The following is a 19,642-nucleotide window of genomic DNA, read 5'->3' on the forward strand; positions in this document are numbered from 1 at the left end:
GAGAACGAGCAGGGTGTAGGACCTTTCGAGGCAGGGTTCGGGCCGGGATCGGCCGGTGTTATGCGGGCTGGTGTTCGGCGGGTGCGGCGATGTCCACGCGCCATGCGGTGATGGCGGCCAGCGCCGCCTGTTCGGCGTGCTCGGCGGTGGCGCCTTGGGTGTAGACGTCGGTGGCCAGGGCGGTGCTGCCGTGCGGGCCGCCGGCGGTGTCGCCGGGATACAGGTCGGTGTGGGCGTCGATGACGCCCGGCAGGCGCCGTATCTCCTCCGCGGGGGTGATGGCGGTGACGGTGCCGGACGGGGTGACGGCCGACACCCACGCGCTGGTCTGTTCGGACGTGGAGAGCTGGACGCGGGGTCGGGTGCCGGTGGCCAGGTCGGCGGCGAGTTCGGGCACGTCGATCCGGTGGTGCAGGTTGAGCAGGTGCGGCACGCGCGCCCCACCGGGGCGCAGGCCGATCTCCCCGACCCGCCACATACCCTCCTCGTCGAGCAGGACTTCCACGTGGGCGAACCCAGTGGACAGGCCCAGGGCGTCGGCGGCAGCGCGGGCCAGCGCCGTGGTCGCGTCGTGCTCGGAGCCAGGCCGGAGCAGCACGGAGCCGACCAGGGGGCTGCCGAGCACCGGGGCGACGTAGCGGGCCGGGATGGCGTACAGCTCCCGCCCGCGGTAGCGCATGATCTCGATGTGGTACTCGGCCCGTACGCGGACCAGGGCTTCGGCCACCAGGCCGCCGGGGATCTCGTCGGCCGGGCGGTGCAGTCCGGATGCGACCATCGATGCCGGCAGACCACCCGAGCCGGCGAACGCTCCGGTGGCGAGGAGTTCGGTCAGGTGGGTTCGGTCGCGGACGACGTGGGTGCCCAGTGTCCCGAATCCGCGGCGGGGTTTGACCACCACCGGCCATCCCAGGTGCTGGTCGGCTGCTTCCGCGGTGCCGGCCACGGCGCTGATCCGGCGGTGGGCGGCGACGGGCACACCTGCCCGCACGAGGAGGTCTTTCTGGACGGCCTTGTCGGTGGCGGCGACGGCCTGCGCCCAGGTGAGCCCGCCGCCGGTCTGCAGCAGGCCCCGCAGCAGGGCAGCGGGGCGCAGGCACGGCTCGTCGGCGCTCTCCACCGCGCGCACCGGCAGGTCGCTCAGCGCGTCGGCCAGCCGCACCAGCTGCCCGAGATCGTCCCAGTCCGACACGGCCCGCACCTCGTACCGCCCGGCGGCCAGCGCGCGCCGCTCAGCCAGGACGGCTTCGGGCACCACGACCAGGACGCTCTCGCCGCGGGCGGCCAAGGACTCTTCCAGCGTGCTGCGCAAGGCGGAGACGACAACGATCAACAAGAACTCCAAGTGATGGGGAGAAGGTGAGGACGGGACCGGCGGCTCGCCGTATCCAGGGTTTTCTGACACTTCCGGGTGCTGTCCGGTCACCGGCGCGGGGGACCCGGTGGCAGGTTGCCCGCGACGGGCGGGGGTGGCCCGGCAGCACGGCGGGGTGCGGCCGGGGGTTCGGTGAGGATCCGCGCGACACCGTAGAGGTCTTCTTCGATGCCGTGCAGGCGGCGGGCGATCCACTCCAGGCGGTGCTCGGCATCGCCTGCGGCGGGTCCGGTTCGCGCTCCGGCCCAGGCCGCCGCGGTTTCGGCGAAGCGCAGAAGGCGGGGAAGGTCTCCGAGGCGGTCGTCGGTGATCGCGCTGATCAGGCCGGCAAGCTGTGCGGGCTGATGGGCATGGGCGATCTGCCCGGTCAGCAAGGCCGTACCCGTGGGCACGGCACCGGCGCCCAGTGTCCCCTCGGCGTCGTGGTAGAGGTCGGGGTCGAGCAGGACGCTGACGCCGCCGGAGCGCAGGGCGCCCACCAGTTCGGCAGCGCGCCGCTTGGCCTCGTCGGCGGGTGTGCCGGCGGGAAGGATGTACCGCTGATCGTCCTGGAGGGTGAAGCCGGCCTCTTCCACGTCGGCCATCACCTGGGTGCGGTGGGTGTGCACGGTGACGGTGATGCCGCGCTCGGCTTCCCGGTGCACGGCGACGTCGGCGGGGTGCCGGCCTAGATCGGGTACGGCCGGGATGAGGCGCAGTTGGCTCTCGCATTCGCGGGAGGCGCTGTGCAGACGCTGGTGGAGCTGATGGGGAAGGCGGGCCCAGGCGCCGTCGGAGTCGTTGATGAGGTTGGCAATGAAGTCGGCCTGACCGGGTGCGGTACGGATCGCCACCCACCGGTAGTCGCCCTCGCCCCTGTTGGTGGTGATTCCTGCCGTGCAGGCCAGGCGGTGGATGACCGTGGTCCATTCGGCGTCGGTCAGGCGCCGGTCGGCGGGGTGGAGGCGGACGTTGAAGTGGAAGATCGCCGCCCTGTCACCTGCGCCGCGCGGGCCGGCGGCATCGGGCCACTCCTGCGAGGGGACCTCGAGATACCGGGCCCAGGCGGCGAAGGGCCACACGGTGTGCTGGTCACTGAGTTCGTCGAGCACCGGCCAGTGGCCGAGCACCCGCGGGCCCAGAGGGAGGTCGGGGTAGGACGTCACATCGTTTGCGCGGGCGGGTTCGAAGACGTCGTTGGCGTGGGTGGTCCGGCGGCTGACACGGCAGATCACGCGGTCCTCTGCCCCTGTTCGCCGAGCGGCTGGTGGGTGAGATCGAGGGCCGCACCGATCAGGGTGCGTTCGCGGACCAGGTCGGCGTGGACGGCCGGATCACCCGCGGGCAGCGCCTCGATGGCGGCGTCGATCACCGACAGCGCCTGCCGGTGACGGCCCAGTTGGCGCAGCGCGCCAGCGGTGCGCATCAGCGCGACCGGATCCGCAGTCCGGGACAGCACGGGGAGCCCTGTGAGGTGGAGGATCCTTTCCGCGCGGCCGGGCAGCAGGTGCCCGAGCCACAGGCCCTGGAGCACCACGTGCAACACCTCCCGCGACTGGGCGGCGTGGTCTTCGGCGAGCAGGTCGTCCAGCATGCCGAGGCCGGCCGGCTGTGACCGGCCCAGGACGGCGAACACCTCGTGGGCGCGGATGTAGGGGTCGGCGTGTTCGGCGCCCGGCGGGTCGAGAGCCTGGAAGACGGTACGGATCGCACCGCAGCGGAAGTCGAAGCGCAGCGCGCTGAAGTACAGGTGCCACCAGGTCCGGTGTTGGACCGCGGACATGTCGGCGCCCGGTACGGGGCAGGACTCCAGGTCGTTGAGCACGTCGCGTCCGGTGCGGCGGGCGTGCCAGACGGCGTTGCTGCACACCTGGGCGGACTCCTGCCAGGTCGCGCCGGTCAGCCGCAGACCCCGGTTGAGCGGGCCGATCCAGTCCTCGCCCTCGTCGATTCGGCGCTTGGCCGCGGCACGCAGTGCGTCGAGTTTCGCCGCCCGGGCCGCGACGGTCATGGGCGCGTTCATCGGCTGCTGCCGAGGTCGGTGGTGTGGACGAGTTGGTCGAGGGCGGTCTGGTAGTACCAGCCACCGTCTACGGACCTTTCGGTGTCCGGCATCTTCGGCAGCAGATGGTCGGACAGCGCGCGGAAGAAGCTGGTGCAGTCCGGGCAGTACCGGCCGGTGTGGATCATGTAGCGGGGGTGGGCGGTGATGTAGGAGTGCTCGCCGCCGCGCGGGTTGCGCAGCCGCCACCCGTCCTCGTCGGTGGGGGTGTGCCAGGAGGAGGCGACCACGGTCATCTCCTCGCCGACCAGCTCGCCCATGAAGGCGCCCTTGATGATCGCGATCTGGTCGCCGGGCGTGAAGTGCTGGTGCGTGATGCCGCGTTCGGGGGTGAGGGTGTCTGCCGGCGGGCGCGGCGGGGAGGGAAACGAAGTCAGCGGTAGTCCTTCGACGGTTGTCCGGCGGCGCCGGTTGTTGGGGTGCCGGTGGTCAGCGGTAGGGGTTCTCGGTGGTGCGGTCGGCGTCGGTGGCCGCGGCCAGCAGCTCGGGCAGATCGCCCGGCTCTGCGTCCCTTTGATCGATCCACCATCCGGCCCGGTCGACCTGCCGAGCGGCTTCCTCGACCTCGGCCCACTGCTGCTCGTCGAACTCGCCCTCGGCGACCAGGGCCTGGTAGGCGGCGGTGACGAGCTGGTGGCGGCAGCGCTCGCCCCAGGCGACGGCCTTGTCCGATCCGGCCAGGGGCGGCATGTCGTACTGGGACGCCCACGCGGCGGCGTCAGTCTGTTCCTGCTCGCGGCGGCCGGCGAGCCATTCCTGGGTGCCGACTGCGTCGGCGGCATGGGCGGTTCGCCAGCAGTCGGTGCAGTCCCGGGCTTCCAGCCACCGGGCGTATCCGGCGCGCTCGTCGGCCCGCCGGGCGGAAAGATCATGGTCCAGCCGGTGGCCGCATTGATGATCAACTGTCCAGGTCGTACGGGACCGCGGGGAATTGCGTTGGATGCATGATCCGGGGTCGGTTGAGCTGGTGTGCTGCGGCTTCATGCCGTTGTACCTCTCTTCGGAGTTGGGGCCCGTGGCCTGGGGTATTGCGCTTAGGAGTGCATCTGATGCATGATTCGCGCGGCTAATGGAGGGGTGAGTGGATGCCCGGAGCGGAACTGCGGGAGGCGTCAGCGCAGCTAGTGCTGCTCCAGGGCGTGTCCTTGCTGCATCCCGAGGACGCGGTCTTCGACGCGATGATCGAGGGGTGGGGACGGCAGCAGCGCGGCGGGCGCCGATTGCAGCCGGATACGATCAGCGATCGGCATAGCGTGGTGCGGCGCTTCGCCGAGTACACCAACGCCTATCCGTGGCAGTGGTCGGCTTCCGATCTCGACGAGTGGATGACGTACCTGATCGCCGAGTTGAAACGGGCGGAATCGACGATCCGCAGCTACCAGGGCGCGATCCGGATGTTCTGCGACTACGTCACCTCGCCGCACTACCAGTGGCCGGCCGAGTGCGAGACCCGCTTCGGGGTCCACCCGGTGCAGATCTGCCACGAGTGGAACACCGCTGCGCACCTGGTCGACTACGAGGGCGGCCCCCAGCGAAGGCCGATGACACGGGCGGAGATCCAGCTCTTCCTCGACCACGCGGACGCCCAGGTCGAACGGTCGATCCGGCTGGGGCGCAAGGGAGCGCTTGCAGCCTACCGGGACGCCACGGTATTCAAGTTGATGTACGGCTGGGGTACGCGATGCACCGAGACCTCCCGGCTGGACGTCACCGACTTCTACCGCAACCCGAAGGCACCTGAGCTGGGCAACTTCGGTTCGCTGCACGTGCGTTACGGCAAGCGGACCAGAGGCTCACCGCCGCGCCGACGCACGACGCTCAGCGTGATGCCGTGGGCGGTGGAAGCGGTCGAGGACTACGTGCTCAACGCCCGGCCCCGCTATGCGGCGGCCCCCGGGCAGTCGGCGCTGTGGCTGACGGAGCGGGGCGGGCGTCTCCGGGCCCGTGAGATCGAGGACAGGTTTGCGGCCTACCGTGACGCGCTGGGCCTGGACAAGGCCCTGGTCCCGCACTGCCTTCGGCACAGCCACGTGACCCACCAGATCGAGGACGGCGCAGACCCGGTCTTCGTCCAGCGGCAGGTCGGCCACCGCTATGCCTCCACGACGGCCCTCTACACCGCGGTGAGCGGGGACTTCATGAACACGATGATGCGCAAGGTCTTGGACCAGGCGCTGCACGACGGACAGTAGGGAGACGACGTGGCACGGAAGCTGGACTACCGCTGGCATCTGCGGGAGGTGATGGCCACCCGCGGCATGTTCTCCACCACCGACCTGCGCCCCCTGCTGGCCGAACGCGGCATCGACCTGTCGCCCAGCCAGACCTACCGCCTGGTGGTGGAACGGCCCGAGCGGCTGAGCCTGAAGACCCTCATGGCCCTGATCGACATCCTGGGCTGCAGCATGGACGAGCTCATCGAACCCGTCGCGGCGGCTGGTACGCGGCACCGCCGAAGCGCCACGGCTGACGGCGGGATGGCGTCCGGGAAGGACTGCGGGCTCGGTGGCTCCCGGCCCAAGCGGGCCCGGATCGTGCCCGAGTAGGCGCCGGTCGTGCCTGAGCCCGAACTGCCGCGCTCCGCTACCGAGCCCGAGGCCGTGATCAGCGAGATCGTCCGGTCAGCCGACCCCGCCTGCGAGCGAATCGACGTCGCCGCTCTGCTGGGCCGGGTCTTCCGTCAGCGGCCCCAACTGCGCGCTCTCGCCGCCGTCCTTCAGGCCAGTCCGGACCTGCTGACGTCCGGTCGTCCTGAAGGGCCGCGTGCGATCGAACGACTCGTGCGGGCACTGCGCGAAGCCGGCGCCCATCAGCTGGTACTGCCCTGCTGCGGCGACTGCGGACGTGAGCGCCCGCTGAGCGCCCTTGGTGACGGCGCACGCATCTGCGGTGCCTGCAGCAACCGCCGCGTCGCGCGCGCCAACCCCTGCGTGATCTGCGGCAGCACCACCTTCGCCGGACGTGACCGGGCCGGGCGGCCCCGATGCCGGGCCCATCCGCCCTGGGGTTCCACCGACCCGGCCCAGGAACTGGCCGCCAAGATCGCCGCCGGCCCCTTCGACGTCTCCCTCCAGACCGCCCTGCAGGTCATCGGCTCGGTCGATCGGACCCGGCAAGGCCAGCTGCGCTTGCTATGGGCACTGGAGGACATCCCCGACCTGCTGACCGGACGCGGCGGCCAGGGACCACCCAAGACCTCCGCCCTGGCCCGGGCACTGATCGACCACGGAGCCCGCGGGGTGATCATCCAGACCTGCCCGTTCTGCCAGCGCGCCACCGACCTGAAGGCGCATCGCGACGGACTGCGCTGCTGCGGGCCGTGCAAGCAACAGACCAAGATCGAGACGTGCACCGTCTGCGGACGCCGCCGGCCCCTCGGCGGACGCCGCTTCGACGGCCAGCCCCTGTGCATCACCTGCCGTCAGCACGACACCCTCAACCACCGGCCATGCAGCATCTGCGGCACGCTGCGGTTCATCACGTCGCGCACCGACGACGGAGGCATTTGCGCCGCCTGCCGGGCGATCCCCACCGCGACCTGCGCCACCTGCGGTGAACACCGGCCCTGCTACTTCGCTGCCACCGACGCCCCCAAGTGCCTGCCCTGCAGCGCCAAGGAGCGTAAGGAAGCCCTGTGCGCCGACTGCGGCAAGCACCGGCGCGTCAACAACCGCACCGCCACCGGCGAGCCGCTGTGTTCGGCGTGCGGCAACAAGCCCAAGCCGTGCGCCGGCTGCGGCGGGATCTTCCGCACCCGCGGCCGGACACCCGAGGGCGAACCCATGTGCCAGACCTGCTGGTCCAAGCATCCGGCCGCCCAACGTATCTGCGCCCAGTGCGGATCCCTCGAACGGCTCTACCGGCGCCGGCGCTGTGCTTCCTGCGTACGCGCCGCCGACCTGCGCGACGTACTCAGCACGCCAGACTGTCCGATGCGCCCGGAACTAGAACCGGTCTTCCAGGCACTGCTGAATCCGCCGCCCCGCACTGTGCTGCACTGGATCCACGAGGTTCCCGCCCGCCGTGCCGTTCTACAGTCCCTGGCGATTCAGGGCGGCCCGGTCACCCACGAGGTCCTTGACCGTTTCGCCGCCGCGCCGACCGTGGAGCATCTGCGGGCCGCGCTGGTCGCCGCGGGAGCCCTGCCAGCCCGCGATGAGCAACTGGCCCGGCTGGAACGCTGGCTGGCCAAAACGATCGCCCGCGTCTCATCCGCCGAGGAGCGCCGGACCCTGCGCAACTACACGAACTGGCAGCCCCTGCGCAGACTCCGCCGCCAGCCCGCCGCGGGGTTGGTCACCCACGGCCGAGCCGAGACTGTCCGGATCGAGATCCGCAACGTGGCACGTCTGCTGGAATGGCTCCACGACGGCGGTACCACCCTGGCCGCCTGCACCCAGGACCACGTGGACGCCTGGCTCAGCCAGGGCCCCACCACCCGCGCCACCGTCCGCGGTTTCCTGGCGTGGACCAGCAGGCGCGGCCACAGCCGACCACTGACCGCGCCGGTCATCAGCAACTACTTCGCCGCGCGCATCATCGGCAAGGACCAACGCTGGGCGCTGGTCCGACGCCTCATCCACGACGAGCAACTCCAGGTCGCCGACCGGGCCGCCGGCCTGCTCCTGCTGCTGTTCGCCCAGCCTGTGGGCCGCATCAGCCGCCTCACCACCGAGCAAATCCTCGACCGCGGTGACACGCTCGCTGTGAAACTCGGGAGTGTCCCCGTCGAGACCCCCGCGCCCCTGGACGATCTGCTCCGCCAACTCGTCGAACGACGAGGTGGCCGCGCAGCCACCGTCCCGCTTGAGGAGCCCAAGTGGCTGTTCCACAGCATCTACCCCGGACAGCCCATCAACCCGAACACCCTCGGACGTCGCCTGAAGGCGATCGGGGTCCCGCCCCGGCTCGCACGCCACGCGTCGCTGATGGACATCGCCTCCGAGCTGCCCGCCGTCGTCATCAGCCGACTGCTCGGCTTCCACCAATCCACCGGAGACAACTGGACACGCGAGAGCCAGGGCTTCGGCGCCGACTACGCTGCGCGGCTCAGCCGTCGGTGACCAGAAAATGTCTTCCACTTGCACCATCAGGATCCGAGTGCTCTCCGCGTTGCTGTGCAATCGCGCCCTATCGATTTGGCTCAGTTCTCCGCCCTGCGGCACGAAGTTCAGGATGATGTACGTGCAGATCCAGGAGGGGGTGTCTTGTTGACAGGCGATGTCTGGTCATCTGCACTGCCGCTTGTCGGTGTCGCACTGGGAGGCGGGCTGGCCGCGTACGTGGAGCGTGCCGCTCAGCGGTCCGCCGAGCGGGTCGAGGAGCGGAGGCAGGCTTCTGTCACAGCGCAGAGCCGGCGGGCGGAGCAGCTTCAGGTGCTCAAGGACTTCATCGTGAGCGCGCAGGGGGCTGAACGCGCCGCGTACAGCCGCCCTGAACCGTGGGGCGATGACGAGAGCGGCTGGATGACGGGGGCGCGGGCCGTCATGACCTCGTTGTGGACCGCGTCGGGAAACGTGATGCTGTTGTGCGACGAGTCGTTGCAGGAGCCGGTCCGCTCCTACGGTCACGCATTGAACCAGGCTGTCTGGCGGGAGATCGGGGATGCCGAGGTGAACGAGCATCTGGGGACGCGGAAGGCGGCCTTCATGACCGCAGCGCGCGAAGCGCTGGCGTCGTGACGCTCGGCCTTCCCGCTTCGTGCGGAAGGTGGCGGGGACGCTCTCGCGTTCCTCTGGACCTCTCCGTGCCCCTACTTGAATCGGGTCGGCGGCCATGGCCGTCCGCCCGCTGCGGAGAGTAGAGCCGTTCGATCAGGGTGTTGATCGGAACTTGAGCGCGCCCTAGGCTCGCTTGTCCATGGAGACGGGAAGCTCCGACGGGGGCTGGCGTGGCCGGTGGGCCGGGCATCGTGCGGGCCTGGTACTGCTGGTCGGGACTGCGGGATTGGTCGTTTTCGGTGCGGTGTTCGTCTTCGTGCCGGGTGTGGTGGTCGACCATGATCTCGCCGGGGCGACTGTGGCCCCGCAAGATCGCCTGAGCGCGGTCAACGACGTGCGTACGACGCTGTTGCAGGTGGTCGGTGGTCTGGTTGTGCTCTTCGGGGCGTATGCCACCTGGCGGCAGTTGCGGGTGAGTCAGGAGGGCCTGCGCGCTGCCCAACTGGGGTACGTCACTGACCGGTTCAGCCGGGCTGTCGACCAACTCGGCAGCGACAAGCAGGATGTGCGCATCGGCGGCCTGCACGCGCTGTGGCAGATCGGAGAGCAGTCCGCCAGGGACCGTGAGGCCGTCATTTCGATCCAGGCCGCGTACCTGCGTACGCACCTGCCCTGGACGCCCACGGGGCCGGGATCAGCGGCGAACGTGTCCATCAACGATGTCGCGCCGTTGGAGTCCCGTGCCGCCGATACTCAGGTGGCGCTGACTGCTCTCGGCGTGCTGTGCCAACATCACCGGGACAATCCCTGGCTCAACCTCAGTTCCACCGACCTTCGGCGGGCCGACTGCGACGGGCTGTGGCTGCCCGAGATCAACTTCGACCGCGCCTGCATGGAGGCGGCCGGCCTCTACCATGCCAACTTGACGCAGTCCTCGCTGGTCTCGGTCAACCTGCGGCACGCCAACTTCACCACGGCGATTCTCCGCCGGGCTCGCTGCGTTCTGGCCGACCTGCGGGGCGCGAAACTGGTCAGCGCGGACCTGCGCGAAGCCGACTTCACCGAGACCGACCTGCGCGAGGCGAACCTTCGCAAGGCAGACGCCCGGGGCGCGATCTTCCGCAACGCCGACCTCCGCATGGCCGACTTGCGCGGCACCGACCTGACTACGGCCGACCTTCTCCAGGCACAACTGACCGATGCTCTGGCCAGCGATCACACCCGCTGGCCGAGCGGCTTCGACCCCGCAGATGCCGGAGTCATCACCACCGAAGACCCTGGCCCCGAGCCACTGCCTCTGCTACAGCCTTCAACGATGTTCTGGCAAGTCCCTCCCTTGCGTTCTGCGTAGAAGCTATGTCGCCAAAGGCCAAGGCTTAGTCGAAGTGCGGCTGCCTCGGCCGCGCGCCTCTGCCCGGGGCATTCCGCACCTTTCAATAGCCGTACCTACCCACAACTACCAAGTTGGGTTCTCCTTGCGGTGGGTTGGGTGCGGGGCGGGGGTCATGCGGTGGTGGGAGGTGAGCAGCACCGCGGCGGTGAACGCGGCGCCGAGGGCGGGCAGCGCGGCGGTGGCCCGTGCGCTGTGCGCGGTGAGGCCGGCCAGGGCGGTGCCGGCTGCCTGGCCGGTGCCGACGGCGGCGATCAGCCACGCGTACGCCTCGGTCACCATCCAGGGCGCGGTGAGCGTTTCGGTGGTGAGGAACGCGCTGGTGACCAGCGGGGTCAGGACCGCGCCGGGAACCAGCACGGCTGCGACGGCAGACCAGGGGGCCGGGTCGGCCAGCAGCGGCAGCCAGCTCGCCGCGAAGACCGCCGATGCCCACCGGAGTTGGGCGGCGGGAGCGCCAGGAAGGACGCGGCGCGCCAGGAGCGCGCCGGCGGCGACGCTGCCGACCGACAGAGCGGCGGGCACGGTGCCGGCCAGCCACGAAGCGTGCTGCCGGTCGGCAGCCGAGACGGCCCAGACGGTCAGGGCCCCCAGGGCGAAGCCCGTACCGCTCAGCGCGGTGAACAGCCGGCGCAGACCGCCATGGTGCAGCGGGCCGAGCAGCGAGGCCCGCCGGCCGGTGGGCCGCCAGGTGCGTGAGGGCCCGGAGCTGAAGACGACCGCCGCACCCAAGAGCCCCGCCAGTGCCGCCGCGACCAGGGCGGTCGCAGGGTTGAAGGCGTGGGCGAGAGCGACGGTCAGGGGTGGTCCGGCGATGTAGATCAGGCCCTGGCTGCCGGTGTCGACCGCCAGCGCGGCCCGCCGCTGCTCGGGGTCGGGCAGCACGGACGGCCACAGGGCCCGCAGCCCCGCCTCCAACGGTGGCGTGCTCAGTCCCGCGAGGACCACCAGGGCGTTCGCGGCGGCCGGTTGACCGGCATCCAGGGTGGCCGGCAGTGCCAGCAGGGCCGCCGTGGTCAGCGCTGTGGTGCTGCCGGTGACCAGGGTCTGGCCGTGCCGGTCGACGAGGCGGCCCAGGGCCGGCTGCCCAAGGGCGGCGGCCAGACCGTAGAGCGCGCACAGGGCCCCGGCGTGCGCGAGCGTGCCGCCGTCGGCCTTGACGAGGAGGAGGATCGCCAGCGGCGCCATGCCGTTGGGCAGCCGGCCGAGCAGTGTCCCGGCCAGCAGACGCACGACATTGGGGGCCTTCATGATCGCGCCCGGGATACGGTCGGCGAAGCCGTGCGAATGGCGGTTGCGGGCGGGGCCTTCGACACCGAGGCGAGCGCGGTGCCGGCGCGGGCTGCCGCCGGTTGAAGCCTGTCGGGGCGGGGCCTTAGCGGGTGTGCGGTGTGGCGGTCGGCCAGGGTGTCGCGGAGCTTCCGGATCTCCAGGAAGGAGACGGTCAGCGTGCGGGCGATCCGGCGCAAATGGTCGGCATGGAGCGGATCGGCCGGCTCGACCAGGCCCTCCCACCAGCCGGCCGTGGAGTTGAGGAACTCGGTGATGCGGTCCAAGACGCCGTCGTCGGGCGCGGTCAGCTCGCTCAGCGCCGAGACCACCTGGGTGGTGTGGTCCGCGCGGGCGATGGACCGGGCCAGATCGGCGAGCTGATCCCCGAGATATTGCTCGTGATCGTGGAGGATCGGGACATTGGGGTCGAGCAGATCGGGGTCGCAGGAGACGGTGATGCCGCCGGCCTGGAGGGCGTCGAAGGCGCGGGTTACGGCGCGGCGTTGCTCGGCGGGGTCGGTCATGGTGGCCGGCAGGCGGTGGAACCGGCCGTAGTGGGTGACCTCGGAGACGAAACCGGCGCGGTGCAGGATCGCGTCCGCGGCATTGAACCGGGCGAAGGCGGCCATGGGGCCCCGGGGCTCAAGGCCGAGCTGGTCCAGGAAAGTGTCGATGGCAGCCAGGAGCGGCGGAACTTCTCCCTGGTGCTGGGCGTGCGGGCCGCCGGGTTCGGAGCTGTACACGACGCTGTGAACGGCCGTGTCGTAGGGGTGGCTGCGGGTGACGAGCCAGGTGGGCGGGTGGCCGGGCGGGTGATCGGCCGGTGGTTCCTGCGGCGGGGAGATGATCATGGTGCTGTGGTCGGGGAGTTCCGCGCACACGATGTAGTCGGACAAGCCGTACTCGACCGTGCACTCCACACCGCGCTGCCGCAGCGCGGTGGTCAGATGCGCGTACCCGTGCTCCTGGGCGGAGGCCGGGGCGCGGTCCGCCCGGTCGAAGGGTCCGCTGGTGCGGGCAGTCACCCGGCCGCCGGGGCGTGAGAAGGTCACCTGAATCGGATCGGGATCTGGCTGCATGCCGCCTTTCTGGAGGAATCGCCTGGCGTCAACGGGGTCGGGCGGGGTGGGTTACTTCCTTCGTGCGCCGGCCAGGGGCGCGTTGCCGGCTGCCGGGGGTGGCGAGGTGGTCTGCAGCGCCGGGCCGGGCGGCATGGCGACGTGCCTTGGGCGTGGCACCCGGTACGGCGGCAGGACAGCGACCTGCGCACCGAGTTCTTCACCGGCAGAGTGCAGTTCCTGGGTGAGGGTGTCGGTCTGGGCGGCGAGCACGGTCAGGCGGGCGGCGGTCTTGCGGCCGTCATCGGTGTCGAGGGCGTCGGCGAACTCCGCGCACACGCGCAGGAAGGCAGCGAGTTGCGGGAGCGGGCCGCGCTGGCGGTCGTCGTCGTCCACGGCTTCGGCGATGGAGCGGGCGACGTCCCCGGTGTGCGAGGAGGTGATGACGTCCTGGATGAGGGCGCCGAGTTCGCCCTCGGGCTGGGGGTGTTCGGTGCGCCAGGGTGCATCGGGCCGCAGCACTCCGGCCGGGACCTGGGGCGGGCTGGCCTGGCCCGCTTCGTACTCGGTTTCGAACCGGCCCAGGACGCTGAGGTCGCCGCCGGGGTCTTCCGCCAGTGCCAGGATGGTGGAGTCGTCGTTCTCGATGAGGTAGGCCAGGGTGATCCGGCGGCCGGCCGCGTCGTGCCAGGAATCGAACGGCTCCAGCTCCCCTCGGTCGCGGGCCGCCAGGGCCAGCGCGGTCAACTGCTCCTGCTCGGCTACGGGCAGTACCGGAACCGCGGCGGCGCCGTTCTGGCCGGCCAGGTCGCGGACGATCAGCGAGTGCTCGGCCCAGGTCGTCAGGTACGGCCACAGTTGTGCACGGGTGCGGACCAGTTGGCCGGTGCGCTGGGCAGGTGCCGCAAGGATGCCGCGGATATGTTCGGTGGCGTGGTCCAGGTCGTCCAACAGCAGCCGCCATCCGGTGTGGTGGCGGGCGGGCGGCATCGCGTCGAGACCCTGCCGGGCGAGGCGGACCAGGTCGGCGGTGTGCGGGAGCAGATGGGTGGTGAAGGCGTCGGTCACCTGGCGGTTGCGGTGCTCGACGGCCTGCCGGGCAGCCCTGGTGTTGGTGATCTCCCCGTAGGCCCGGGGCAGTTGCCGCAGCGTGGTGGCGCAGGCGAGGTGTTCGACGTGATAGCGCACCGCGAAGCCGGTGAGGTGGCCCAGCAGCAGTTCGGGTGCCGGGGTCGGATCTGCGGGAATGCGAGGGGCCTTTCGTCGGTGGGTGGGCGTGGTCAGGGGGCTGTGCCGCGGCGTTTCGCGGGCGGGTCGGCTGGAGGGGTGGGTGGAAGCGCGCGTGGTGTCGCCGGCCGACCGGCGGCGGGCGGGTGCCGGTGGGCGAGGTCGACCAGGGCCGGGCCGTGTTCGAGCCAGGCGGCCAGCGCCGGCCGGGCGTCGGCGGTGCGTTGGGCTGCGGCCTGGGCGTAGGTCGTGCCGGCCAGGGTGCCGTCGTTCTCGCGCATGCGGCGCACGGTGTCCAGCCACTGACTGTTGACACGCAGGCCGTGCTGGAGCGCTTCGCGCAGGGCGTTCACTGCGGGCTGCTCGGTCGGCCGCAGGCGCGCGGCGACCGTGTCCAGGTGGTCCAGCAGGTGGGGTCCGTGCTGGAGGAAGGATCGGAAGTCGTCCCACAGCGCCTCGTGGTGGGCGTGTTCGAGCCCGCCGAGGATGACCGCGCCGATCCCGGTCCCGTCATCCGGCGGCCATGATCCGCGGACCAGGACGCGGGCGATCTCCGCGGACAGAGCATGGCCGAGCCGGTCCCCGACTTCCTGGACCCGGCGCTGGTAGACGGCCTGCTGGTAGGCGGGCAGCAGGGCTGTGGTGATCGCCTGAGCGGCCAGAGCGGGATCGGCCGGCACGGTCAGGGAGGGCGGGGCGGCCGGGTCGCCGGCGAACGGGCCGTCAAGGCCGCCCGGAGCGAGCGCGCCGACCAGGAGTTCGCCGTCGGTGCCCGGCTTGTCCACCACGAGCAGCTGAGTACCCCGGGCGTCGGTGAGCACCGATCCGAAGGGGATGCGCTCGCTTCGTACTGCTGCGATGAGGTCGCCAGCGTCCCACAGGCACCCGTCGAGGTCCTGCTGCCAGACGGGCAGGGCGTAGACCTCGATCCTCGTGTGCCACTCTCCGGGCAGCGCTGCGGTGATCCGGGTGGCGGTGTCGCCCAGCCAGACCCGGCTGCTGGCGGTCAGCGTGATGTCCTGGTCGGCGGCCAGCCGGGTCAGGGCGGTCAGCGCCCGCCGGGCCGCGTCCGGATCCGCGGTGCCCAGGGTGCTGGTGCCGTCCTCCCGCCTGCGGAACCCAGCCGCTGTCAGCAGCGTGTCCGCCTCCTGGTAGCGGGTGCCGCTGGTGACGGCGACGATCCCGGTACGGGTGCTGAACGCCAGGGTGATCCGGGTCCCGGCCGGCAGCGCGGTGCCGCTCACCGGCCCCCCGGCCCGCGGTTGAGTCCCCACCGTCTGGCCGGGCCGGGCGGATGGGTTCCTGCCGATGTGGCGGTGACCCGGTGCGTGGTGAGCAGGGGCAGCAGGTCGGGCCGAAGGAAGCTGTCGGCGGGGCGGGCGACCGGATCCGGGTCCAGGAGGGTGGTGAGGAAGGCGGCGGTGACCGGTGCCGGGATGTCGTGGGAGAACCCGGCCCACCAGATCACCTCCGTGCCCCCGGGCGCGGTCAGGGTGGCGGCGGCCATCATCAGGGTGTCCTCGCCGCCGGCGAGCAGCGGCGCTGTGGAGTCCCGGTCGCGCAGGAGTGCCATGGCGCGGGTGCCGCGGTGGCGGGTCTCCCATTCCACCAGGTTGGGGTCGGCGTGGTAGTCCCAGCCGGCGATGCCGGGCCCGGGCAGGGCCACCAGGCGGCCGTCGCGCGGCAGGTTGTAGATCACGTAGTCGGGGTCGCGCAGCAGTTCGGCGCTGAGGACGGTGGTCATCGCGGCAAGGAACTCGACCGGCAGGTCGCCGCCGAGGGTGGCCTTCCACCGTGCGGGCCGGGCCGGGTGGGTGCGGGAGCTGAGGAACAGGTGCGCGGCGTCCGGGTTGTCGGGGCGGTCGGCGAGCACGGTCACCAGTCCGCACGGGCTGGTCGCGGCCGTGACCGTTGCGGTGGCCTGCAGCGTCCACGCCGCGGTCTTCGCCAGGTGAACCAGGTGGGCGTGGTGGTCCTCGACCGAGCTGGCGGCCAGGTAGCGCGGAGCAATGCTCAGCATGGCGTTGTTCACCGGCGGGCTCCCGCGGCGGTCGGCGTGGCCGCAGGCACCGGCACGCCGGCGAAGAGGGTGGCCGGGGTGAGGTGGTGCGGCGAGGGGGGCGGGCCCAGCAGGGCGGTAAACGCGGCGTAGTAGGCCGGCAGCAGCCGGGAGCGGACCTGGTGTGCGGCCTTGGCGGGGTGGGAGGTGACGGCGATGCCGTGCGGGGTCAGCGGCACGTCGTCACGGCCGGTGATGTCGATGCCCAGCGGGTGCAGGGCGCCGACGAAGAACTGCCCGGGCCTGGTGGGACGGTCGATGATCAGGAGCTGGGTGAAGTCGTTCGCGGTCAGCAGCGCGCCGCGGGTCAGGTAGTAGGTGAAGACGACGTGGTCCATGGCGGCGTGGTCCCACAGGAAGTCCGTCACCCGCCGCCGCTCGGCCTGGTCGGACCAGTCCAGATCCGAGCTCGTCCAGGTACCGGGAAGCCGGGCGGCCAGCGCGGTGGCGAAGCGGGACATGCGGTCGACCGGCGAGGCCGACGGTCCTTCTGTTGATGCGGTGGGCGGGGTGTCGGGGGTGGCCGAGGTGGCTCTCCTCTTCGTATTCGTACGGAGCGGGGTGTGGGGTCAGCGGCGCGGGCCGGTACGCGGGGCGGATGCCGGCGCTGCGTGCGGCGCCGGGATTCGGAGCGCGGGGCGCGGACCACGGCGAAGGTCCGCGGTGGCCTTGGCGAGGTGGCCGCGGGCCCGGGCGTAGAAGTCGGCGGCGATGATCCGGGACGTGGTCTCGTCCGCGCGCAGGTGGCTGTGCCCGACGCCGGGGATCGCCGCAGTGCGGTAGCCGTACGCGACATGCGCCAGTGCCCGGGTCAGGGCCTGCTGGGCGTCGGCCATCGGGATCATCGCGTCGGTGAGTTGCTCGATGGCCTCCCGCTGCGGCAGCGGTACGGGAATTGCGCTGTTGAGGGCGGTGTTGATCCAGGCCGTCGCGCGCTCGGTGTCGTAGCTCAGCCGTGCCACGTGATCGGCGGCGGTGGCCAGGTCGATCGCCGCAGGGTCAGCGGGGAGGATGTCGATCAGGTCTGCGAGCCGCCGGGCGAGGTAGCCGAGGATGCGCGGCTCGACGGTATTGCCCGTCACGCGGCCCGCAGGCCGGCACGCGGCTGGAGGTGCAGGACGGAGGCCAGGTCGTTTCCCGATCTCCAGGCGAAGAGCCGTGCCGCGTCTTCCAGTTCGTCGTAGTCGGCTTGCTTCGTGAGCTGGAAATCGTGTTTGCGGTAGTGGTAGACGACCTGCGGCAGCAGCTCCCCGGCCGCCAGATGCGTGACCTTCAGTGCGCAGTAGTCTTCGCCCTGGACGAGGCCGCCCATGCCGCCGATCGCGGACCACAAGCCGGTGCGGGCCATGATCGTCGTCGGGCCGATCGGAATCGTGTGGCGGGGGGTGGGCCAGTACGACCACACCGCGCCCGGCTCGTGCCGGCCCGGCGGCACCGGACACCGCCACAGGTGAAGAGAGCCGTCGCTGTGGAGATCAGCGCTGAAACCGGCGACCCACCCGAGGCCGGTGTTGTCCAGGTGGTGCAGGCGGCTGCTCAAACTCCACCTGGGAAGAACGTCGTCGTCATCGGCCCAGGTCAGGGCCTTCCCGCGGGCGAGGTTGACGGCGAGGTTACGGGCGCAGGCCGCGCCGACCGGGCGGGGCAGGGCCAGCACGCGGACACGGGGGTCCGCGGCCAGCGGGGCCGGCAGCAGCGCGGGATCGGCCCCGTCGAGGGCGAGAACGGCCTCCCAGTCGGCGTCCTGCGCGTCGAGGCTGGCGTGCAACTCGTTCAGATAACCGAGGCGTTCGGGGCGTAGGCGGGTGGCGATGACGACGGTGACGTCGGGTATCGCGAGTGCTCCGTTCGGGTTGAAGCCGACGGTGGTCAGCGGCGGGGCGGCTTGCCGGCACCGGGCGGGGCGGGCGGGGGTGCAGGCGACGGCTCAGGTCGGGTTGCCCGGGCAGCCGTTGTGGTGTGGTGGTAGGCGGTGCGGGCGAGGTCTTCGGTGAGCTGGACCATGTCGTCGGCCAGCTCGTCGAACCGGTCGGCCAGGCCCTGGTAGTGCCGGCTGCTGGTCTGGTCGCCGCGCTCGTCGTACCAGGTGGCGGCGGTCACCAGGAACTGGTGGAGCCGGGCGACCGCGCCCTCGTCGTGGTCGAGCACGGCGCTGGCGATGCCGTGGAAGTGGCTGCCCGTGGCGGCCTGGCCGAGCAGGTCGGTCCAGCCCGCGATGCCATGGCCGGAAGGTGGCAGTCCGGCTGCGTCGATCAGCGGCTTCGCCGCAGCAGCATCCCACCGCTGCAGGTCGTCAGCGGTGGGGCTGCCGGTGTTGTGGGCGTGGATCTGCTCGGTGGTGCGGCCGACGTTGTCGTACAGCTCGAAGTCGGGGTTCGGGGACAGCGGCAAGTCCTCCGTTTGGTGCGGCGTTACGGCTACGCGCGGATCATGGGGGTCGCAGGCGGGCCGTCGGCGCCGGTCAGCTCGCACCCGTAGCCCAGCAGTTGCGCCTTCGCGGTCGGGGTGGGGATCAGGGCGGCGTCGTTGCAGACGAAGGTGTCGGTGACGGCGGTTCGCGGGGTCCTGCCCAGCCACGCCCTGGTGTCGGGGCCGGAGGTGAGCTGCCAGCCGGGAGCGAGGGTGTCGGTCTGGGTGTGGGTGTGCGCGAACAGCAGCACGGCGCCGCCGCCGGCGGTCTTCAGGCCGTAGGCGGTGTTCCAGACGTTGTTGGCCGCGGCGAAGGCGGTGATGCCCTTCTTCCCGAGCCGGTGGATGTCCTTGTCGTGGATGCCGGTCTGCCGCCTGCTGGCCGGCGTCGGGGTGAAGAACTGCTGCCCGCTGTTCTTGCCTCCGGTGGCGAAGTTGTCGGTGATGCCGGTCCGGAGCTTGCCGGCGTCGAAGCCGGGCTGGTCGCTTCCGTCGGCCGCGACCGCGGTGGCGTAGCCCTGGGCGTCCAGCGCGATGTCCGGCAGCGGCATCCCGTCCAGGTCCGGGGCCAGGACCATCTGCCAACTCCGGTCCGGCTGCTGGGCGAACACCACCAGACTCTGGTGCTTGGTGCCGGTCTGGGTGAGCCCGGCGGCGAACCACCGCGGAGTGCCGGGCAGGAACTTCGGGATGTACAGGCGCGCGGTGGCCGTGTCGTACGACCACGGCTTGTAGGGCTTGCGGTCCTTGGCCGGGGTGCCGGAGTCCTGCTTGTAGCCGCCCACCGACATCGCGAACAGCGCGTCGTTCTCCACGGTGTCCAGCAGCCGGGCGTTGTCGTGGGCGTTGGCCTGGTTGTTGACCGCGGAGTAATGCCGGATCAGCTCCAGGGCGGCCTGCCGGTCCAGGGCGGGCGTGACGGTGGGCTGCGGCGAAGGCTTCGCGCTGGCACGGGTGCGGGGCTGACCCGGCGCCGGAGTGCCGGTGCTGCTGTCGCAGGCGGATGCCGTCAGCCCGAGGCAGGCGGTCGCGGCAGCGGTGAGGGTCAGGCGGGTGATGCGGGAGATGAACTGCTCCAAGGAGTAGTGGACGGAATCGGCACGCGTCGGGGAGGGGCTCGGCGCGGAGTGGTTCAGCGGTGGGTGGTGGGC

General features: G+C 71.3%; 20 protein-coding genes. 5 read left to right on the forward strand and 15 right to left on the reverse strand.

What is annotated here, in order from left to right; genetic code table 11:
* Positions 1-58 precede the first annotated feature (58 nt).
* The 5 genes from ACQPW6_RS28625 to ACQPW6_RS28645 form a co-directional block, all read right to left on the reverse strand.
* Entirely contained in the window at positions 59-1,333 is a 1,275-nt protein-coding gene (locus tag ACQPW6_RS28625; protein WP_433892571.1) for an ATP-grasp domain-containing protein, read from the reverse strand.
* Between the two features lie 89 nt (positions 1,334-1,422).
* Entirely contained in the window at positions 1,423-2,589 is a 1,167-nt protein-coding gene (locus ACQPW6_RS28630) for a hypothetical protein (RefSeq protein ID WP_433892572.1), read from the reverse strand.
* The gene (locus ACQPW6_RS28635; protein WP_433892573.1) at positions 2,586-3,365 is read right to left on the reverse strand and encodes a hypothetical protein; all 780 of its coding nucleotides are present in this window, start codon (positions 3,363-3,365) and stop codon (positions 2,586-2,588) included. The genes ACQPW6_RS28630 and ACQPW6_RS28635 overlap by 4 nt, the downstream gene beginning before the upstream one ends.
* Positions 3,366-3,373: 8 nt before the next feature.
* Complete coding sequence (locus ACQPW6_RS28640) at positions 3,374-3,676, reverse strand: hypothetical protein (RefSeq protein WP_433892574.1); 303 nt, start codon at positions 3,674-3,676, stop codon at positions 3,374-3,376.
* A 169-nt stretch (positions 3,677-3,845) separates the two neighbouring features.
* Complete coding sequence (locus ACQPW6_RS28645) at positions 3,846-4,400, reverse strand: hypothetical protein (RefSeq protein ID WP_433892575.1); 555 nt, start codon at positions 4,398-4,400, stop codon at positions 3,846-3,848.
* Between the two features lie 101 nt (positions 4,401-4,501).
* On the opposite strand from ACQPW6_RS28645, the gene ACQPW6_RS28650 reads away from it, so the two are divergent.
* The 5 genes from ACQPW6_RS28650 (at position 4,502) to ACQPW6_RS28670 (ending at position 10,427) form a co-directional block, all read left to right on the forward strand.
* Positions 4,502-5,608, forward strand: a complete 1,107-nt coding sequence (locus ACQPW6_RS28650; RefSeq protein ID WP_433892576.1) for a tyrosine-type recombinase/integrase — start codon at positions 4,502-4,504, stop codon at positions 5,606-5,608.
* 9 nt (positions 5,609-5,617) lie between these two features.
* A complete protein-coding gene (locus ACQPW6_RS28655; RefSeq protein ID WP_433892577.1) occupies positions 5,618-5,962 on the forward strand; it encodes a helix-turn-helix domain-containing protein in 345 nt (114 codons plus the stop codon).
* A gap of 9 nt (positions 5,963-5,971) precedes the next feature.
* Positions 5,972-8,479: a hypothetical protein gene (locus ACQPW6_RS28660; protein WP_433892578.1), complete on the forward strand. Its 2,508-nt coding sequence runs from the start codon at positions 5,972-5,974 to the stop codon at positions 8,477-8,479.
* A 147-nt stretch (positions 8,480-8,626) separates the two neighbouring features.
* Positions 8,627-9,097, forward strand: coding sequence for a hypothetical protein (locus ACQPW6_RS28665; protein ID WP_433892579.1), 471 nt, complete (start codon positions 8,627-8,629; stop codon positions 9,095-9,097).
* A 178-nt stretch (positions 9,098-9,275) separates the two neighbouring features.
* A complete protein-coding gene (locus ACQPW6_RS28670) occupies positions 9,276-10,427 on the forward strand; it encodes a pentapeptide repeat-containing protein (RefSeq protein ID WP_433892580.1) in 1,152 nt (383 codons plus the stop codon).
* Between the two features lie 105 nt (positions 10,428-10,532).
* Here ACQPW6_RS28670 and ACQPW6_RS28675 read toward each other — a convergent pair whose 3' ends face one another.
* The 10 genes from ACQPW6_RS28675 to ACQPW6_RS28720 all read right to left on the reverse strand — a co-directional run bounded on the left by ACQPW6_RS28675 (position 10,533) and on the right by ACQPW6_RS28720 (position 19,570).
* Positions 10,533-11,717, reverse strand: a complete 1,185-nt coding sequence (locus ACQPW6_RS28675; protein ID WP_433892581.1) for an MFS transporter — start codon at positions 11,715-11,717, stop codon at positions 10,533-10,535.
* Positions 11,714-12,790, reverse strand: a complete 1,077-nt coding sequence (locus tag ACQPW6_RS28680) for a hypothetical protein (protein ID WP_433892582.1) — start codon at positions 12,788-12,790, stop codon at positions 11,714-11,716. The genes ACQPW6_RS28675 and ACQPW6_RS28680 overlap by 4 nt, the downstream gene beginning before the upstream one ends.
* A 78-nt stretch (positions 12,791-12,868) precedes the next feature.
* Positions 12,869-13,984, reverse strand: a complete 1,116-nt coding sequence (locus tag ACQPW6_RS28685; protein WP_433892583.1) for a hypothetical protein — start codon at positions 13,982-13,984, stop codon at positions 12,869-12,871.
* A 92-nt stretch (positions 13,985-14,076) separates the two neighbouring features.
* Positions 14,077-15,267, reverse strand: coding sequence for a hypothetical protein (locus ACQPW6_RS28690; RefSeq protein ID WP_433892584.1), 1,191 nt, complete (start codon positions 15,265-15,267; stop codon positions 14,077-14,079).
* A complete protein-coding gene (locus tag ACQPW6_RS28695) occupies positions 15,264-16,055 on the reverse strand; it encodes a hypothetical protein (protein WP_433892585.1) in 792 nt (263 codons plus the stop codon). Before ACQPW6_RS28695 ends, ACQPW6_RS28690 begins: the two co-directional genes overlap by 4 nt.
* The gene (locus tag ACQPW6_RS28700; protein ID WP_433892586.1) at positions 16,052-16,543 is read right to left on the reverse strand and encodes a hypothetical protein; all 492 of its coding nucleotides are present in this window, start codon (positions 16,541-16,543) and stop codon (positions 16,052-16,054) included. The genes ACQPW6_RS28695 and ACQPW6_RS28700 overlap by 4 nt, the downstream gene beginning before the upstream one ends.
* 108 nt (positions 16,544-16,651) lie before the next feature.
* Positions 16,652-17,164 (reverse strand): hypothetical protein, encoded by a 513-nt coding sequence (locus ACQPW6_RS28705; protein ID WP_433892587.1) that lies wholly within the window; start codon positions 17,162-17,164, stop codon positions 16,652-16,654.
* Positions 17,161-17,895: a glycosyltransferase gene (locus tag ACQPW6_RS28710; RefSeq protein WP_433894695.1), complete on the reverse strand. Its 735-nt coding sequence runs from the start codon at positions 17,893-17,895 to the stop codon at positions 17,161-17,163. Before ACQPW6_RS28710 ends, ACQPW6_RS28705 begins: the two co-directional genes overlap by 4 nt.
* A gap of 56 nt (positions 17,896-17,951) precedes the next feature.
* Entirely contained in the window at positions 17,952-18,473 is a 522-nt protein-coding gene (locus ACQPW6_RS28715; RefSeq protein ID WP_433892588.1) for a hypothetical protein, read from the reverse strand.
* A gap of 26 nt (positions 18,474-18,499) precedes the next feature.
* Positions 18,500-19,570, reverse strand: coding sequence for a hypothetical protein (locus ACQPW6_RS28720; protein ID WP_433892589.1), 1,071 nt, complete (start codon positions 19,568-19,570; stop codon positions 18,500-18,502).
* Positions 19,571-19,642: the final 72 nt, after the last annotated feature.

It is taken from the genome of Streptomyces sp. CA-111067 (genome assembly GCF_050956065.1).
Classification (GTDB): domain Bacteria; phylum Actinomycetota; class Actinomycetes; order Streptomycetales; family Streptomycetaceae; genus Actinacidiphila.

What these genes read in the sequence shown, in the direction of transcription:
- ACQPW6_RS28635 (WP_433892573.1), bottom strand. Translation starts at nt 3,365, where the DNA reads ATGACCGTCGCGGCCCGGGCGGCGAAACTCGACGCACTGCGTGCCGCG.
- ACQPW6_RS28640 (WP_433892574.1), bottom strand. Translation starts at nt 3,676, where the DNA reads ATGGGCGAGCTGGTCGGCGAGGAGATGACCGTGGTCGCCTCCTCCTGG.
- ACQPW6_RS28645 (WP_433892575.1), bottom strand. Translation starts at nt 4,400, where the DNA reads ATGAAGCCGCAGCACACCAGCTCAACCGACCCCGGATCATGCATCCAA.
- ACQPW6_RS28650 (WP_433892576.1), top strand. Translation starts at nt 4,502, where the DNA reads ATGCCCGGAGCGGAACTGCGGGAGGCGTCAGCGCAGCTAGTGCTGCTC.
- ACQPW6_RS28670 (WP_433892580.1), top strand. Translation starts at nt 9,276, where the DNA reads ATGGAGACGGGAAGCTCCGACGGGGGCTGGCGTGGCCGGTGGGCCGGG.
- ACQPW6_RS28675 (WP_433892581.1), bottom strand. Translation starts at nt 11,717, where the DNA reads ATGAAGGCCCCCAATGTCGTGCGTCTGCTGGCCGGGACACTGCTCGGC.
- ACQPW6_RS28700 (WP_433892586.1), bottom strand. Translation starts at nt 16,543, where the DNA reads ATGTCCCGCTTCGCCACCGCGCTGGCCGCCCGGCTTCCCGGTACCTGG.